Origin of the sequence: Paraburkholderia tuberum STM678 (genome assembly GCF_902833905.1) — a bacterium.
GTDB lineage: Bacteria > Pseudomonadota > Gammaproteobacteria > Burkholderiales > Burkholderiaceae > Paraburkholderia > Paraburkholderia tuberum.
In genome coordinates, this window is sequence record NZ_CADFGP010000063.1 from 21,776 (window position 1) to 37,815 (window position 16,040).

Sequence of the window (16,040 nt, forward strand, 5' to 3'; positions counted from 1 at the left end):
ATGTGCCGTTCAATCTGGGTTGCGAGCGGAGCAGCTTATGCGTTGCGGGCTTCGCGATGGTATGCGGCACATGACTCTCGAAGAACTCGTGCGTGAGTTACTTGACCACGATCGGACTCATTTGCTTGAACTCGCAGAACTTGATGACGAACTGAAGAAAACCGAAACACGCCCAAAGAGAGGACGACCGATATGAAGAACGGCCCGCCCGTCATTTTCATTCACGGCTTCATGGGAACCTTGGACGTATGGCAATACGAACCCAAGCACGCCTCCCCCGATTTGCTCGGCTATGGAGAGCATCGGTCCGTCCCGTTCGAGCAGATTTCCTTACCCGCGCAAGTCGAGCATATTCGCGGGTTCGCTGACGCACGCTTCGGAGCAAGACGTGTTGATGTCGTTGGTCACTCGATAGGCGGATCGATCGCGATGCTGTTTGCACACGCATATCCAGGAGACGTCCGCCGGATTGTCAATGTTGAAGGCAACTTCACGCAGGGCCCCCGGGGCCGCAGGCGGCGTATCAGCGATCCGACCTTCTGCGGCGCCCGCTGTCCGGCGTGACCGGGTCGTCGAGCGCGTCGACGAGCGTGCGCCGCCCCGCGTCGAGGATTTCGTCGGCGAAGGCCGGATCGGCGCCTGCGATCGCACGCGACAGCACGAGCGCCCCGACCATCTGACTGAACGCTGCAATCGCATCGCGACGGGTTTGTTCCGTCGTCGCGCCTTCCGTGGCGATCATGGCTGCAAGCCGGTCGAGATACGCGGCGAGGCCGCGCGCGTAGGACGCACGCGCCGCGTCGGTCATCCGCGGAGCGTCGCCAGCGAAGCCGGACAGCGGGCACCCTGCTGCGAGGTTGTCGCGGTGCGAGGCGGACAGGTAGCGTGCCGCCTGCTTCCCCAGGCTGCCGCCGCTTGGCGAATCCGCGTAGTCTTGCATTGCCGTTTCCATGACCGCGGTGACCAGCGCATCCTTCGACTTGAAGTGGTTGTAGAAGCCGCCCTGGCTAAAACCGGCTTCCTTCATCAACTCCGTCAGCCCCACGGCATCGACTCCGCGTACCCGGAAAAGCCGCTCGGCGGCCGCGACGATCGCGCTGCGGTTCTCGGCGGCCTGCTGTCGTGACACCCCCATCGATCTCTCCCTTATACAAGCGATCGCGTCGATTGAAAAACACAATGTCGATCACCATTGACATACCCGAATTACGTCGACACAATTCGCCGTAAGACGATGGTGATCGACATTGTCATGAGTGTAGCCGACTTTCGCGCACAACGCGAAGCAACGCCGGCGTGGCACGGATGGCAGTTCGGGTCCATCGCGGTTCTTTGATGCCGGCGGGCGGCGGGCGGCGGGCGGCGGGCGGCGGGCGACCGACGTTGGCGCCGTTCGGCGGCGCAACGGTTCAGTACGCAAGGGCAGGTTTGTTTTCTCCGGATTTCAGGCGCGCTGCGAACCGGCGCCCATGCGATTCATCATGCGAAAGGATGAGATATGAAGATCGAAGGTGCTGTTGTTTTCGTGACGGGTGCGAACCGCGGGCTTGGCCTTGAGTTCGCGAAGCAGGCGCTCGAAAGAGGAGCGCGCAAGGTCTATGCGGGCGCGCGCGATCCGGCCGGCGTAACGCTGCCGGGCGTCGTGCCCGTGAAGCTTGACGTGACCGATCCGGCGGCCGTGGCCGCTGCCGCCGACGCGGCGCGCGACGTCACGCTTCTGATCAACAACGCGGGCATCGCGCGGCTCGGCAGTCTGACGGACGACGGCGCGCTCGACGCGTTACGCGATCACTTCGACACCAACGTGTTCGGGATGCTGTCGATGTCGCAGGCGTTCGCGGGCAACCTTGCCGGCAACGGCGGCGGCGCGATCCTGAACGTACTGTCGGTTGCGAGCTGGATAAACCGGCCGATCCTCGCGGCTTATGGCGTGTCGAAGTCGGCCGCGTGGGCGGTGACCAACGGCCTGCGTCACTCGCTGCGCGAGCAGCACACGCAGGTGGTCGGGCTGCATGCCGGTTTTATCGATACGGATCTGACGCGCGGGCTGGAAGTGCCGAAGGCGACGCCGGCCGACGTCGTGCGTCAGGCATACGACGCGATCGAGGCAGGGGCGGAGGAAGTGTCCACCGACGAGTTCACGCGGCAGGTGAAGGCCGGGTTGTCGGCAGGCGTCTATCTCGACGCTCCGGCGCCGCACTGAAGGCGCCGGAGCGTCCGCTCGTCGCGCGCGGGCATCTGGACGGAAAAGCAGGTCGCGGGCTGGAAGGAGGTGACCTCTGCGGTTCACGCAGCCGGCGGTCTGATCGTCTCCCAGTTCTGGCACGTCGGGCGAGTCTCCGATCCCATTTTCCACGCCGGCGATATGCGCCACGAATGGCCGGTAGTGGCCGCGCGCTGCCCCATGCATGAGGGACCGTTTCCCGTGGCACGTAAAGCGGCGATCTGCGGCAGGCGACCCGGAGCGCCCAGCCATCGCTACAAAAAGCGCAAGCATGACGCACGCGATCAAACTGGAGTTGCTCCAGTGCAGCTATCCGTGCGCGTATTCAAGTACCTGCAGCACGGATTGCCCGCACGGGCTGTTAGCGTCCCGGGCTCACTCGCCTGCTGGCAAGGAAGCCTCAACCGCGGACCGCCGCAGTAACCACAATGAGAGCCGAGAAGATCAGCGCCGGGGCGAGATGCCGGAACGGTTCCCGATTTCGTAGCAACGTGAAGAGCGCACCGATCATGATCGCACCGGCCAGCGTTAGGCCTAAGACTCTGGTTTGTCGTCCAGCAAGAAGTGCCGCACTCAACAACTCGAGAGCGCCACAGAGCCACTGAAACCATGCCGGATAACCCCAGCGTGCGAAGTCGCGCTTCACCGCGCCGGGTCTTGCGAGATTGACCACCCCAGCAACCGCGAACAGAACCGCTACGATCGTCGCGAGGATCGATTCTAAAGACGCACTGTTCCACGCCATCGTCATGCTCCGTTGATTTGCTGAAAGTGTTTTTGTGCAGAGAGGTCCGCAATCAGGCCGGGGCCATGGGGCTCCCACGCAAGAACTCGGCGGGCATGCTGGCCGCTTACTGTCTGGTCGAGCGCCAGTGCGTCAGCGAACAGTCCAAGCGATTTGCGAGCATCGTCGAGCGACCAGAGTTCGACGCGATCGGCGCCGACCGAGGCCCGAATCGCTTCACCCATTTCGGCAACGGCAACGGCATCTTCCGCGACCACGTTGAAGATCTGTCCCGCGACCCGACCGTCCCCGCTTGCCGCCTGCTCCACCGCGCTCAGGTAAGCCGTGGCGAGATCGTCGACGTGAACGGCAGGCCAGTGATCGCGACCATCGCCGACGACCCTCACACTGCCGGTCTGACGGACCATCCCGGCAAGCATGCCGAAGACGCCACCGCCGTAGCCGTGCACCATCGCCGGCCTGAGAATCACTGCGGCAATCGAGCGGCTCGCCGCTAGCGCCCGCACATGTTGCTCCACTGCGGGCCGCCAGGCGATGAGTGGTGTCGGGTTCAGCGCCGAAGCTTCAGTCGCGGGCTCGCCCTCCGTATTGCCGTAGACCCAGGTGCCCGACGTATAGACAAACGCCGCGCCCGGCTGCAAATGCGAAAGCATCGCTACAGCCGCAGCCTCATCAACGGCACCGGCGGAAGCATCATTGGTCGACGCCATGTGCACCACGCCCTTGGCGGCACCGGCAGTCGCAGCGAAAGACTGTGGCTCACGCAGGTCGCCGGAATGCAGTTTCACGCCGAGATCTGCCAGCGCGCTGGCAGCAGCCGACCTGTCCTGGCGCACCAGCGCCGTCACCCGATGGCCGCGGCTGATTGCCTTGCGCGCGACCGCTTGTCCGATGTAGCCAGTACCACCTGTCATGAACAGTTCCATAGCGTTCTCCTCGATGATTGCCTGCGAAGTTGATAAGTCACACGAACGAGACTTACCGGTCTCGTTTTGACAAATCTAAACGAGACTGACCAGTCTTGTCAACTACTCGGCGATCTGTTATTTATCTGGGATGAACACACCCTCTCTCCCCGACCTGAGCCCGCTGCAACGCCGTAAGCGATCCGCCATCCTCGAAGGCGCGAGAACCGTTTTTTTAAGCCAAGGTTTCGGCCTGGCAACAATGGACGATGTCGCCGCGGCCGCTGGTGTCGGCAAACAGACGGTCTACCGCCACTTCAAGTCGAAGGAGGCACTCTTCGTTGGTCTGGTGAGCTCGATGTGCGCTCAGGTGGGTGGACTTCTTGCCGGGGCTCAGGACGAGCAATCCGATGGATCACCCGAAGTCGAGTTGCACGAGTTGGGGTGGTTGGTGGCACGAAGCCTTATCGTGCCGGATTACCTGCGGCTTTACCGGGCCATCGTCGCTGAGGCCGAGCGTCTTCCGGAACTCGGCCAGGTGTTCTACGAAAATGGCGCAAAGGTCGTGCGTGCCTTCGCGGCAAAAATTCTGCGAAAGCGATTTGACGAATCGACTGCTGTATTGCGGGCAGCGACATTCGTTCAGTTGGTGCTAGGCGACGCGTATCTGGAACTGTCAATTGGCTACGCGGTGCCCGATGTTGAAGCGCGCTTTGCGCTGCAGATTGACGAGGCCGTGGCGGCTGCACTTCGCTAAAATGGGCCAACCCTGTCGGTTTTCCGCGTAGCGACCCTCCACATCAGTTCATTTTGACGCCGCGACCAAACTAAGCGCGTATGCTGGGAATACCACCTTGTCACGCAACGCACCAGGAGCAACACCATGGCCAAGAGTCAATTACGCAGCACTCGCGAAGCGAAAAAGCCCAAGCAACCCGCGAAGCCGTCAGTGCCGGCAAAGCCGTTCAGCACGGTTCGTTCGCGGGTTGCGAACGAAGGTGTCGCCAAGAAGAAGACGTAAATCGGTTGGCCGCGGACACGCGGCACAACGATCACATGCAACTTGTAACGTTCATCGCAGTAAATTGATATCTCCACATTGAAGGCGCAAACCGCTTCGGGAGGTGCATCATGATCCATCACCACTCGGACCCCACTTTTCGTGGGCTTCCGCTCACGGCCGAGCAAGACTCGGAAATTCGTCATTACCTGAACAGGAAGGCCAAGCTGGGCAAGCCATGGAATACTCCCGAGCTGCGCGGGATGCTTGAGGACATGCTGCTGCCGCCAAGTACCGAAGACGACAGCGAGAGCGATATCCCGGGCGACGCATCGAGCGCCGCTGAGCGCGCAGCCGCGTTCGTCGATCAGGACATGGAACCAATCGAGGCATATGAGGAATTGCATGCCGCGATGGAAGCCGAAAGCATGAAAGGCGATCCGCACTAGCGGGAGCGCTCCGCGCGGGTAGTGAGCGTGCAACCCGGTCCATCTGAGGCGTAGAACGAAGGACGACACATGGCACTCAGTTTTTCCAACCCCAGCCGCAGCTATGATGGGATCAGGCATGGCGTGTGGTTCTGGGGATACGACAAAGCACGCGAGATTACCTTCTTTGTGGAAGACCGCGTACTGAAGAATTTCGACTCCGCCCTCGGTACTGACGAAGCCGAGGTGCTGGCCTCCTTCGACCGGAATCGCAATGAGATCCTGAAGGTCGCCATGACCCTCTATGCCGAGGGGCCGCAGACTCTCTACACGCTGCACTAAAGCTTCATCCGGTCACCCATGCTGAATGAGTTGATCCAGTTCAGGCGATCAACGCGTTTTCATGCAGGCTCGATCCGCTGCTGCCGGTCGACGGCTTCCGCATCCTGAGGCTGTTTTTGATGCACTTCGGCCAGTCGCCGGGGCGATCGCTGACGACTTCTCGACCGTAGTCGACTCTTGATATCAGGACTGGCAAGGCAGTTATAAGTCTCCTTTGCCTGCCTACATTTGTGCATCCACGACCTGGAAGGTCGGGATGCAGGACACCTTGCACTTTAGAGGCCCTACCATTGGTAGCGCACGCCGAGATCGCCCGCGACGCCACTACGGCGGACATTGCTGTCTCCACTCACGGCGAACTGGTAGCCGAACTGTCCGTAAAGGTTCAGCCGCTCCTTGAGCCTGGCGGTGACACCGCCGGCGAGTTCCAGTCGCGTGGCCTGCACATTCAGCGGCACCCGGTCATTGGCGAAGGTCGTGGTGGCCTGGGCATTGAAATCCCGCCACAGGTTGGCACGCACATACGGCTGCCACACCGCTCCCTGGCTGCCTTCGATGGTCCACTTCCCGCGCACGCCGAGGCGGCCACTCGCGCCCGAAGTGGAGCCGAGGGAGACTTCACCCAGACCATCGTTCGCGTCGGAGAACGACACGTGCTGCCAGATGATCTGCGCCTGCGGCTCCAGCTCGAAACCCGGGCCGAGCGGCAGCGGGATCGGATAGCCCCCCTCGAGTGATGTCGCGAAGCCCGTACCCCGGACTGGCAGATTCGCAAACTGAGTGGTCGCGGCGCCGTCGTAGTGCGTACCCTGCACAACCGCATCGACATACCAGCCACTGGGGCCGTAGTCCGTCCAGTAGCCTCCGCCTGTATATGCATTCAGATGCATTGAGCCGGTGTGCTCCAGCGTGTATCCGGTTGCCGCTGCGTTGGTGACCAGGCCATCGACATCTGCACTGCCGTAGCCGTATGCAAAGTAGACGCCTGTAGCGTCGCGATGACCGGGCCAGACGCTTCCACGCCATAGGTCGAGACCGGTCTGCACGCCTCCGACTCCGCCGCTCACGCGCGGATCGGCGTAAGCCTCGTAGCGGTTGTCGATCTGGCCGCCGAACACGCGTCCCCAGGCGGAGCTTGCCCAGCCCGAGCCGCCCGAGCCGCCGCTCTCCGTCGTGAGCGTGTCGCCGATGCGCTCATGGAGCGTCCCGAGCATCTCGACACCCATCTGCCGGGCGACCGGTTGAACTACGCCATAGGTGGCCAGTTCCGGCCCGATGATCGGGTAGACGCCAGGCGGCAGCGGATCCGGTGGGGGCTCGGTGCCAGGTCCAGTTTCCGGTTCCTCTTCGCCTCCCCCCGGTGGGGGCGGCACGACGAACGACGAGCGCAGAAACCAGTCCTCGGGATTGCTGCTGTTGACGCCACCGCGAAACAAACGATAGTCTTCGGCGCCACCGCGCGCCTCGCCGACGAGCGAAAAGGCGTCCGACGCCGTGGTGCCACCGTTGGTTGTCTCGACGACGAGAATGCCGTTCCCCGTCGTCAATCCACCGGAGCCGCCTGCGTTCGTGATACGTACGGCTGAAGGGTCGGCGCTGCCGCCGTTGATGATGAGTCTGTCCGACGGCGAGCCATCCAGACCGAGGAACGTGCGCAGCGCGAGCGTGCCGCCGGCACCCACGAAATTTTTGACAGTCATCGCACCGAATTGCCCTGCCGGGAGCCCGAAGCCCGGCTCAACCGTTCCGGCATTGGTGACGGTGTTCAAGTCCGTTCCTGTACCGCCCAGGGTTCCGTTCGCCTCCACATTGACCGGCGACTGCAACGAGCCGGTCAGATTGAGCACGCCATTGCGAACGCTGGTCGGACCAGTAAAGGTGTTCTGGCCGGATAACGTGAGCACGCCGTTGCCGGCCTTGGCCAGTGCCCCGCTTCCGGAGAGCACGCCGGACCAAGTCGCGCCCATGCCGTTGGTGTCGATGGTCGACGTCGTGCCTCCGACCAGCGTTGCGTTGACGCCTGCGCTCAGCGCCGAACCCACCACCTGTATCGTTCCTCCACCGAGATTGAATGCATAGGTGCCACCCAGATTGTTGAAGTCGCCGAACAGCGAACTTCCGCCAATCTGCAATGTGCCGCCCGACAGGTTATACGTGCCGTTGCCGGCCGCCGCGAGGAACAGTCTCGACGCGCTGCCGATCGCAAGGGTACCGCCGGTCTGGTTGATCGTACCGGTGCCCTGGCTACCCGTGGACGTAACGTTCGAGCCGATGAACAGCGTCCCATCAGCCACGTTGAAGGTGCCGCCGCTCAGATTGAGCGTGCCGCTGCTCGGGTTGCCTTGCGTATTGCGGCCGAGCGTCATGAAGTCGGTGGTGCTGTTGCCGAATGTGACCGTTCCGCCCGACAAGTTGTAGGTGCCCGTACCGCCCTGGTTGCCGATGTTCAGCGACACCGGCGTGCCCGGCATACCGAAGACGACGTTGCCCGCGGTCTGCGTAACCGTGCCCGTGCCGCCGAAGTCGCCGACCTGGAGCGCGGAGTTGAACGTGAGCGTGCCGCCGCTCACGTTCAACGTGCCAGACGACGTCGATCCGGGGACCTGCGTCGCGAGGGTATTGCCGAGGCCCAGCGAAAGATAGTCGATCGCGGTGCTGCCGCTGGAGACCGCTAGTCCACCGCCCACTACAAAAGCCGAGCCGCCCTGAATCCGCGCACCGTTGATCGTGAACGTCCCTGCGCCAGTCTTGACGAAGATGCCGTGCAGCGCGTCGCTCGCCGTGCCGGCATTGATGATCGTGCCGGAGAAACTGGTGCTCGTGTTATCGGTGCCAACCACCAGTATGTTCGTGCCGTCGATCACGGTGCCGCTGCCCGACAGGTTCGGCAGCGGCACGACACCCGTCGCGACCCCCGGAATCGGAGTGCTTGTGACGCCCGAAATATCGAAGGTGCCGTTGTTTAACATCCCGCTGGTCAAATTGATGCTGCCGCTTCCCGTCAGCGCCAGCGTGCCGGCAGAGATGGTCGTCATGCCGGTATAGGTATTCGCATTGGTCAGCGTGAGCACGCCGTTGCCGGCCTTGGCCAGTGCCCCGCTTCCGGAGAGCACGCCGGACCAAGTCGCGCCCATGCCGTTGGTGTCGATGGTCGACGTCGTGCCTCCGACCAGCGTTGCGTTGACGCCTGCGCTCAGCGCCGAACCCACCACCTGTATCGTTCCTCCACCGAGATTGAATGCATAGGTGCCACCCAGATTGTTGAAGTCGCCGAACAGCGAACTTCCGCCAATCTGCAGTGTGCCGCCCGACAGGTTATACGTGCCGTTGCCGGCCGCCGCGAGGAACAGTCTCGACGCGCTGCCGATTGCAAGGGTACCGCCGGTCTGGTTGATCGTACCGGTGCCCTGGCTACCCGAGGACACGACGTTCGAGCCGATGAACAGCGTCCCATTAGCCACGTTGAAGGTGCCGCCGCTCAGATTGAGCGTGCCGCTGCTCGGGTTGCCTTGCGTATTGCGGCCGAGCGTCATGAAGTCGGTGGTGCTGTTGCCGAATGTGACCGTTCCGCCCGACAAGTTGTAGGTGCCCGTACCGCCCTGGTTGCCGATGTTCAGCGACACCGGCGTGCCCGGCATACCGAAGACGACGTTGCCCGCGGTCTGCGTAACCGTGCCCGTGCCGCCGAAGTCGCCGACCTGGAGCGCGGAGTTGAACGTTAGCGTGCCGCCGCTCACGTTCAACGTGCCAGACGACGTCGATCCGGGAAGAGTTGGGGCATTGCCCAGGCCCAGCGAAAGATAGTCGATGGCGGCGTCGCTGCTCGTCGCCGCCAGTCCACCGCCAATCACGAATGCGGAGCCCCCCCGGATCCTTGCGCCGTCGATCGTCAGTGTTCCGCCGCCCGTTTTGACAAACTGGCCTTGTTGCGACGTTGGATCGCTCGCAACGCCAGCATTGTTGATCGTGCCGGAGAAGCTGGTGCTCGTGTTATCGGTGCCAACAAACAGGACGTTGTTGGCGGGGATGTCGATCGTTTCGCTCCCGGAGAGATTGGGCCGTTCAGTCACCGTCTGCTGCGCCAATGCCGGCACGGGTGCCAGGCCCATGAGCCACATGGCATGGAGGATGCAGAAAGAGTTGAGTCGCTGGTGCCGCGTCGTCAGCGGCATCGTCAATCGACCGTGCGCGCCGCCGGCCAACGTGCTTAACGATGCGCGATGAATCGCTCTTGCCGCCACGACGACCCTCCGTTACCTGCCGGTGGAAGTTTGCCAAGTCAAGCGAGCTTGACTTCGGGAGACCGACCCATCGACGTTGACTTTGGAAAGCATCTCCCCGAACAGTCGTTGCCTTACAGGTTGTGCGCACGCGATTGAGTTGTTGCCAAGTTCTGCTAAGGGTAGGTAGGCAGATTGATTTGTCAAGAATTAACCTGGAAGGCTTCGATTGCGGTCCTTTCATGCGAGTTACCAACGGCTCGCCACCCGAGAAAAGCGCCTGAGCATATCGTCGTGTCCCGATTGGATCTCCGCTTTCCAGATTGTCACTGACGTTTGACTGTCCCGGCGATGCTTCCGGTGAGCGGCTCTTCGTGGCCGAGCGCAGCCGTTTACCAACCGCGCGACAACCCGGTGATACTTCGGCATCCACTCAGTCAGATCGCGCCCGCCTCAGTTAGAGATGCCTCGGACCCGCCGCGATGCCTCCCGCATCCGTTGGGACTTCTGCTTTCCCAACCATTGCAGCGATTCCCGCACGACCTCGGGCGGAACCTCATTGAATGATGCGCTGCGAATCAGCGCCTCGCTTGCGGCAATGTCGTTGAACTGCCCCAGCTTGTTCTGCACGGATGTCAATTCCTTGATGGTGCGACCGTGTCCGCCTTTGATAACGGGTTGAAAAAACTCCAGCAGGTACCTCAGTTTTTTGCCTGCCTTTCGAACGTCGTGAAGATCCTCCTCGTGGGTGTCCTCGCTGCGTGCAGCGCGTCTGCTTCGCTTTTGAAGTGCACGCCGCGCTAGACGGACACGCTTCTCGGCGAACGCCTGAATGGGTAGATTGTCGCAACGCGACAGCAGTGTGGTTTGCGCGCGAAACATGACATCGTTCAGAAACGCCTCGACATCGTCGCTTTTGATCATCGTCCGGCTATGCACCACCGCCTGCGCGCGCTTCTCGCGCGCTGCGGCCACCAGCAGTTCGATCGAGGCGCCGGACTCCTTGGCGGCTCTCAGCAGATCGCCTGCTATGTCCCAGTCACGGGTTCGGCCTGCCACGGCCGCAAGACGCTTGAATTCTTCGGTGGCTTGCGCGGTCGATTCCTCTCCGAGGTATGGAGAGTACGCCCAGTACAAAGCCCGAAGCTTTCTGAAAGCGACGCGAAGCTGATGAAACCCTTCTGCATCGCTCTGCGCGGATAGCTCTCTTGCCCTTTGCACGGCTTCGGCCACCACTGGCGCCGCCAGCGACGAGAAGGTACTGGCGATGGAACTCGTTTTTGAAAGTGATGAACCGGCCGTCCGGCGGTTGACTTTGAAGAGAGTGTTTGGCCGTGGCAAGGACCAGTCACCATCCATATCCATTGCAGCCTCGAGTCGGATAGAAATTCATTTGCCGAGACCTTACCATAGCGACCCTCGAGCGCCGAGATTGTGACGCGGTGATGACATACATTAAGCTGCCGCGCGTCCGCTGTCCTCGTTTCGAAACATTACCGCCTTCTGCTGTTCTGTATTAGGATGCTCAACTATGTCTGGCAACGCCCGATACGCCGCCGTGTGGTGCGCGTCTTGAGAGCATCTGGGGCATAAGTGGGAGTTCGGTTTGAAGAAACGCGCCACCGTGATCTGTCGCAGAGGTAAGCGAATCCTTCTGGTCGCACGTAGTCAAGCAAAGTGGGCTTTACCGGGCGGGATCCTCAAGCGTGGAGAACATCGCACGGACGCCGCACTTCGGGAACTCAAGGAAGAAACTCAACTATCCGGCAAGTCGGCCAAGCATCTCTTCGACTTCCGTGGCAAGCAGAAGCACCATCACGTGTTTTCCTGCGAAATCCCGAATCGGGCCAAAGCGCGCCCGAGTAACGAAATATCCAGATGTCGCTGGGTTCACATGGACGAGATCCGTCGCCTCATGACCAGCGGGCCGACGACCGATATCGTGAAGCTCATGTATCAGCGGCGCAGGAAGTAGCCCAGACCTTCAACCCAACACGGGCTTCACCGATCTCAATGCTGCACGCGACTGGGCGAGCGAGTTCGTGCATTGGTACAACTTCGACCACCGCCACAGCAGCATCCGCTACGTCAGCCCGGCGCAGCGCCATGACGGCGACGATCACGTGATCCTCGCGGCGCGTCACGAGGTATATGTCCAGGCGCGGGAACGCAACCCCGCACGCTGGTCAGGCTGCACGCGAGACTGGACGCCGATCGGCGCCGTCACTCTCAATCCGGAGCGCGAGTCAGTCGTCACGATGGCTTCGCATGCCACACTTAAACAGCCTTTGGCTGCATGACTGAGGCGACAAGTACCTTGACACGCGCCGGGCGCCAATGTGGCGATGCGCTCGATCGCCATGCCGCCCATCGAATGACCGATCAGGCTGAAGGTGTGAAATCCGAGCCCGTCAGCAAGGGCCAGCGCATCGGAGGCAATCTCGTCGATCGTGTACGCGCCGTGTGTCTCACGCATGCTGCCGTAGTCCCGATAATGCATGAACACGTAGCTGAAGACGTCCCGGGACAACCGTTGCTCGATCTGCTCGGGGCGATATTGGATGCGCAAATCCTCGGGAACATAGCTGCCGCCAGCAAGCGTCGTGCGCCGATTTCCGCGCGCCGGTTTTTCTTGGCGCAAGGCTGCGATCATGGCCGGTTTCAGCGAGCCACGTGCATAGGTGTAAATGGCAGCGTAGACCGTCTCGTGGCTGACGTGCTGACTTGGGTCGTCTGGATACATGGCCCGCAGTTTGGCAGCGATTTGCTGCGGCGACCAGCGCCAGTAGACCAGGTGATCATGCACATGCCGATAAAGCGCGCTGCCTTCGATCAACTCGCGCGGCCGCACGCAGCGCCGACGACGCAGCCGATAGGCCGAGGCCGCCTGCGTCGCACAGTAGCGCGGCGCGTCCACGCTGCAATTACGCGCCAGTTCGCGCGACACCGTCGAAGCGCTGCGCCCCAGCAGCCCCGCAATAGTTCTTATGCTGTCGCCCTTTCGATGTTCGATCATGATCGCCGCGCGTTCTTCCGCACTCAAATGCTTGTAGTTCTTCTTCATCGCAACACCCTACCTCATTCAAGGTGTTGCACTTGGAACTAGAGACTAAGCTACTTGTCCGCTTACGAGCACTTTCTTGGTATAACTACCGAATGCGACGTAACACAGTATCAGCGACGCTGCGATGATCCCAAACGCTGACCATATCCAGGTGGGAAGTGGATAGCTAAGCAAAATCTGACCAGTGTATTTGTCGCGACGTGCATTAATTGCCTGCTCACGAAAAAGACCCGTTTTACTTGGTTCGTATGGATTTGTCATGAAAAATCACCTAGCCCCTCCGGTGACGGAGGGCTAGGTGGCAACTGAAACAGGGTTAGGTGATGAAGTTCTTGGTCCGCTAGGAGTTTTGCGCTTCAGCGCCACGAGACATCAGAATCAACTCCGCTCCGCCGAGAGCCAGCATGATGGCAAAGCTTGCTGCGACCGTTCGATTGGTGAGCACCAAAGTAACAGATAGGGCAATCCCTGCGAAAAGCAGGATCGTGCCCAAACTCTTGGTGCGCACGCCGAATGTGGTAGACGGTACTCCCCGCTTGCCTGTCACGATGGCCCCAAAAAAGAGCCAAAACAATGACGCAGGAACATACGCGGCCAACGCCGGCATGAATGCGCCGAAGAGATTCACAAAGTGAATCCTGCTAAAGCCGATCGCGATTAAGGCTAGCGCGAAATACCAACTAATTCGCATCATTGCTATTTTCATTTAAACTCCATAATTGCATTTAGCCATCCCCGTCGTCGGTGGGAGTCTGTTGCTGTATGTCTTTCATTACAGCAGAGCAGCTTTTAGAAACAAGAAAGTCGGTGAGAGCACCAACTGTCGGCTTTCCAGACAAAATTCCCGCTGTCATCCCGAATCCCGTTCCTAGAATAAAGCACGTTACCGCAATGCCGCTGTTCCAAGTGTAGCTGGGAACTCCGGGTATGTTGACGGTGATTGACGTCGAAGAATCACCCAGGAGGGTCGTGGTGACGGAAGATCCAGCGGGGAGGGTATAAGTAATGGTCTCGGCGCCCGACACCATTTCAATTTCAGCTTCTGTTAGAGGTCTCATTTATCCATACCTTAAATATAATTACTCTGTTACCGACTTCACCATTGTTTCCAGGTTGAACGGTGTGTAGTCGTTCCGCATTTGTTCAATCTGACTGCTGAACTTCGAATAATTTTTGGGATCAGCCAAAGTTTCGGCGGCAAGGGAGGAAAAGGTGACAAAGTCATCCCTTTTCATCGAGCCAATTGCCGATGTACGAGCTAGCTGATTCATTGGTAAGACTTCATTTGCTATCCATACCAAGTAATCAACCAACTTCGCGGTATGGGCGCCGATAGCCAGATGAAAAGTCGGCTCTCCCATTAACGGAGCGGCCTCGTGCCACCATCCTCGTGGAATGTAGAGCATGTCACCTGCATTCAACACTCCATCGAATACGGGAATTTCTGGACTGATACCCCGGCGTCCGATTGCACTGCCAGGAACTAAACAAGCGAGGCCGGCGTACCAGCCTCGCTCAGAATTTCGAAAGCCCGAAAAACTACGCCGCGAACTTGAGCGCCTGTGCGAAATCCGCAATCAGGTCGTCGATATCCTCGATGCCCGCGGACAGCCGCAGCATGCCGTCGGAAATGCCCATCGCCTTGCGCGTTTCCGGCCCGGCTTCGAAAAAGATCGTCGGCGCGACGGGAATGATCAGCGTGCGCGTGTCGCCGAGACCGGTCGCCTTGACCGGCAGCTTGAGCGCGTTGACGATTTCGACCATGCGATCCACGTTGAGTAATTCGAACGACAACAGCCAGGATGCGCCCTTGAACAGCGTCTGTGCGATCTCGTATTGCGGATGGCTCTTCAGGCCAGGATAGAACACGTTGCCGATCGCTTCGTGCCCTTCGAGAAACTGCGCGAGCGCGAGCGCATTGTCGCTGCTTTGCTTCACGCGCAAGGCGAGCGTTTCCGCGCCCATCGCGATCGAGTGCGCCTGCTCGGACGACAATGCCGCGCCCATGTCTCGCAGGCCTTTCTTGCGGATCTGCAGCAGCCCCTGATCCTTCGCCGCCGAACGCCGATAGTCGTCGGCGATGTTCGGATACGCGCTCCAGTCGAACAGACCGGTATCCGTCACCGCGCCGCCTAGGGCCGCGCCATGACCCGCGATAGTCTTCGTCAGCGAGTTGATGACGAGGCTCGCGCCGACCGCCTTTGGCTTGAACAATGCGGGCGAGGTAATCGTGTTATCGACGAAGTACACGATGCCGCGCTCACGGCACACGTCACCGATACCTTGCAGGTCGGGAATCTGCGTGCCCGGATTCGCGATGGTTTCGACGAACACCATGCGCGTATTCGGCCGGATTGCGTTCTTCACGTCGTCGACGTTGCACGCGTCGACGGTCGTGACTTCGACGCCGAGCCCCCGCAACGTGCCGAACAGACTGTTGGTGTTGCCGAACACGTAACGGCTCGACACGAGATGATCGCCCGCGCGCAGCAGCGTCAGGAACGTCGCAGTGATGCCGGCCATGCCTGTGCTGAAGCAGACCGTGCCGACGCCTTCTTCTAGGCTGGTGATCTTGCGCTCGAGCGCGGCCGTGGTGGGCGTGCCCTGCCGTGCGTAATTGAAGCCGCCTTTCTTCGTGCCCTGGAACACGCCGATCAGGTCCTCGACGCGCTCGAAACCATATTGCACGGACGTATGAACTGGCTGACGCAAGGCACCGTGCTCGGTGCCCGCAATTCTGTCGCCGTGAACGATGCCAGTGGTGAAACCTTGCTTGTCCATTCTTTCTCCGCTTTTTTAGATCGATTGCTTCCAACCGATTATCCCCTGTAACCGCTCGCCGGCGAAGTCCTTGGCGTCCCGTCCGGCGGCGCGGGACACCCCGAATGGGCAAAACCCGCTCCGCGATGTCGCGCTGCGGGGTTGACTAGCCTCGCTGGCACGAACAGGCTCTAAGGAGAATGGCACTTACTTAAGCCCGTGGAGCGTGCCCATATTTTTGGACGCGCTCACGTGCGATGTGACGAGGCTCTTTCAGCCATGGGTAGGACTTCGGTCTTCGTTTGCGCATTCGTGGTTCGATGCGACCGGGGCGACTCCCAACGCAAGACTG

15 protein-coding genes and 6 pseudogenes are annotated in these 16,040 nt (G+C 60.6%); 9 read left to right on the forward strand and 12 right to left on the reverse strand.

Going from position 1 to position 16,040, the window contains the following annotated elements:
• Position 1: 1 nt before the first annotated feature.
• Positions 2 to 196, forward strand: a pseudogene (locus HWY30_RS42080) (DinB family protein); the annotation flags it as partial.
• A pseudogene (locus HWY30_RS34295) lies at positions 193 to 495 on the forward strand (alpha/beta fold hydrolase); the annotation flags it as partial. The pseudogenes HWY30_RS42080 and HWY30_RS34295, both read left to right, overlap by 4 nt.
• A 28-nt stretch (positions 496 to 523) precedes the next feature.
• Here HWY30_RS34295 and HWY30_RS34300 read toward each other — a convergent pair.
• Positions 524 to 1,135, reverse strand: coding sequence for a TetR/AcrR family transcriptional regulator (locus HWY30_RS34300; protein WP_090807777.1), 612 nt, complete (start codon positions 1,133 to 1,135; stop codon positions 524 to 526).
• A 363-nt stretch (positions 1,136 to 1,498) separates the two neighbouring features.
• On the opposite strand from HWY30_RS34300, the gene HWY30_RS34305 reads away from it, so the two are divergent.
• Entirely contained in the window at positions 1,499 to 2,203 is a 705-nt protein-coding gene (locus tag HWY30_RS34305; RefSeq protein ID WP_090807775.1) for an SDR family oxidoreductase, read from the forward strand.
• 30 nt (positions 2,204 to 2,233) lie between these two features.
• Positions 2,234 to 2,368: pseudogene (locus HWY30_RS34310) on the forward strand (oxidoreductase); the annotation flags it as partial.
• Between the two features lie 256 nt (positions 2,369 to 2,624).
• On the opposite strand, the gene HWY30_RS34315 reads toward HWY30_RS34310, so the two are convergent.
• Both HWY30_RS34315 and HWY30_RS34320 read right to left on the reverse strand, forming a co-directional pair.
• The gene (locus HWY30_RS34315) at positions 2,625 to 2,969 is read right to left on the reverse strand and encodes a DoxX family protein (RefSeq protein WP_244145114.1); all 345 of its coding nucleotides are present in this window, start codon (positions 2,967 to 2,969) and stop codon (positions 2,625 to 2,627) included.
• 2 nt (positions 2,970 to 2,971) lie between these two features.
• Positions 2,972 to 3,895, reverse strand: a complete 924-nt coding sequence (locus HWY30_RS34320; RefSeq protein ID WP_090807769.1) for an NAD-dependent epimerase/dehydratase family protein — start codon at positions 3,893 to 3,895, stop codon at positions 2,972 to 2,974.
• A gap of 130 nt (positions 3,896 to 4,025) precedes the next feature.
• Here HWY30_RS34320 and HWY30_RS34325 point away from each other — a divergent pair, with 130 nt between their 5' ends.
• On the forward strand, positions 4,026 to 4,631 hold the full coding sequence (locus HWY30_RS34325) for a TetR/AcrR family transcriptional regulator (protein WP_090807767.1): 606 nt from the start codon (positions 4,026 to 4,028) through the stop codon (positions 4,629 to 4,631).
• Between the two features lie 137 nt (positions 4,632 to 4,768).
• Here the strand turns inward: HWY30_RS34325 and HWY30_RS34330 are convergent, their stop codons facing one another.
• Complete coding sequence (locus HWY30_RS34330; RefSeq protein WP_167368683.1) at positions 4,769 to 5,014, reverse strand: hypothetical protein; 246 nt, start codon at positions 5,012 to 5,014, stop codon at positions 4,769 to 4,771.
• Between HWY30_RS34330 and HWY30_RS34335 the strand changes: the two genes are divergently transcribed.
• Together HWY30_RS34335 and HWY30_RS34340 are read left to right on the forward strand one after the other, a co-directional pair.
• A complete protein-coding gene (locus HWY30_RS34335) occupies positions 5,006 to 5,323 on the forward strand; it encodes a hypothetical protein (protein WP_090807765.1) in 318 nt (105 codons plus the stop codon). The genes HWY30_RS34330 and HWY30_RS34335 overlap by 9 nt on opposite strands.
• A 69-nt stretch (positions 5,324 to 5,392) precedes the next feature.
• Entirely contained in the window at positions 5,393 to 5,644 is a 252-nt protein-coding gene (locus HWY30_RS34340; RefSeq protein ID WP_090807763.1) for a DUF1488 family protein, read from the forward strand.
• 284 nt (positions 5,645 to 5,928) lie between these two features.
• Here HWY30_RS34340 and HWY30_RS34345 read toward each other — a convergent pair whose 3' ends face one another.
• Together HWY30_RS34345 and HWY30_RS34350 are read right to left on the reverse strand one after the other, a co-directional pair.
• Entirely contained in the window at positions 5,929 to 9,753 is a 3,825-nt protein-coding gene (locus HWY30_RS34345) for an autotransporter outer membrane beta-barrel domain-containing protein (RefSeq protein WP_176078999.1), read from the reverse strand.
• A 564-nt stretch (positions 9,754 to 10,317) separates the two neighbouring features.
• On the reverse strand, positions 10,318 to 11,229 hold the full coding sequence (locus HWY30_RS34350; protein ID WP_167368726.1) for a CHAD domain-containing protein: 912 nt from the start codon (positions 11,227 to 11,229) through the stop codon (positions 10,318 to 10,320).
• A gap of 241 nt (positions 11,230 to 11,470) precedes the next feature.
• Here HWY30_RS34350 and HWY30_RS34355 point away from each other — a divergent pair, with 241 nt between their 5' ends.
• Together HWY30_RS34355 and HWY30_RS34360 are read left to right on the forward strand one after the other, a co-directional pair.
• The gene (locus tag HWY30_RS34355; RefSeq protein ID WP_090807757.1) at positions 11,471 to 11,839 is read left to right on the forward strand and encodes an NUDIX hydrolase; all 369 of its coding nucleotides are present in this window, start codon (positions 11,471 to 11,473) and stop codon (positions 11,837 to 11,839) included.
• Between the two features lie 13 nt (positions 11,840 to 11,852).
• Positions 11,853 to 12,164: pseudogene (locus HWY30_RS34360) on the forward strand (IS3-like element ISAzo10 family transposase); the annotation flags it as partial.
• A 29-nt stretch (positions 12,165 to 12,193) separates the two neighbouring features.
• Here HWY30_RS34360 and HWY30_RS42085 read toward each other — a convergent pair.
• From HWY30_RS42085 to HWY30_RS34385, 6 genes and pseudogenes are all read right to left on the reverse strand, one after another.
• A pseudogene (locus HWY30_RS42085) lies at positions 12,194 to 12,406 on the reverse strand (alpha/beta fold hydrolase); the annotation flags it as partial.
• Positions 12,395 to 12,928 (reverse strand): annotated as a pseudogene (locus HWY30_RS43145) (transposase); the annotation flags it as partial. The pseudogenes HWY30_RS42085 and HWY30_RS43145, both read right to left, overlap by 12 nt.
• Positions 12,929 to 13,268: 340 nt before the next feature.
• Entirely contained in the window at positions 13,269 to 13,634 is a 366-nt protein-coding gene (locus HWY30_RS34370) for a hypothetical protein (RefSeq protein WP_143037224.1), read from the reverse strand.
• A gap of 19 nt (positions 13,635 to 13,653) precedes the next feature.
• Entirely contained in the window at positions 13,654 to 13,986 is a 333-nt protein-coding gene (locus HWY30_RS34375; RefSeq protein WP_143037223.1) for a hypothetical protein, read from the reverse strand.
• A gap of 21 nt (positions 13,987 to 14,007) precedes the next feature.
• Entirely contained in the window at positions 14,008 to 14,505 is a 498-nt protein-coding gene (locus HWY30_RS34380; RefSeq protein ID WP_279613319.1) for a JmjC domain-containing protein, read from the reverse strand.
• Entirely contained in the window at positions 14,468 to 15,709 is a 1,242-nt protein-coding gene (locus tag HWY30_RS34385) for a cystathionine gamma-synthase family protein (protein WP_090807751.1), read from the reverse strand. Before HWY30_RS34385 ends, HWY30_RS34380 begins: the two co-directional genes overlap by 38 nt.
• Positions 15,710 to 16,040: the final 331 nt, after the last annotated feature.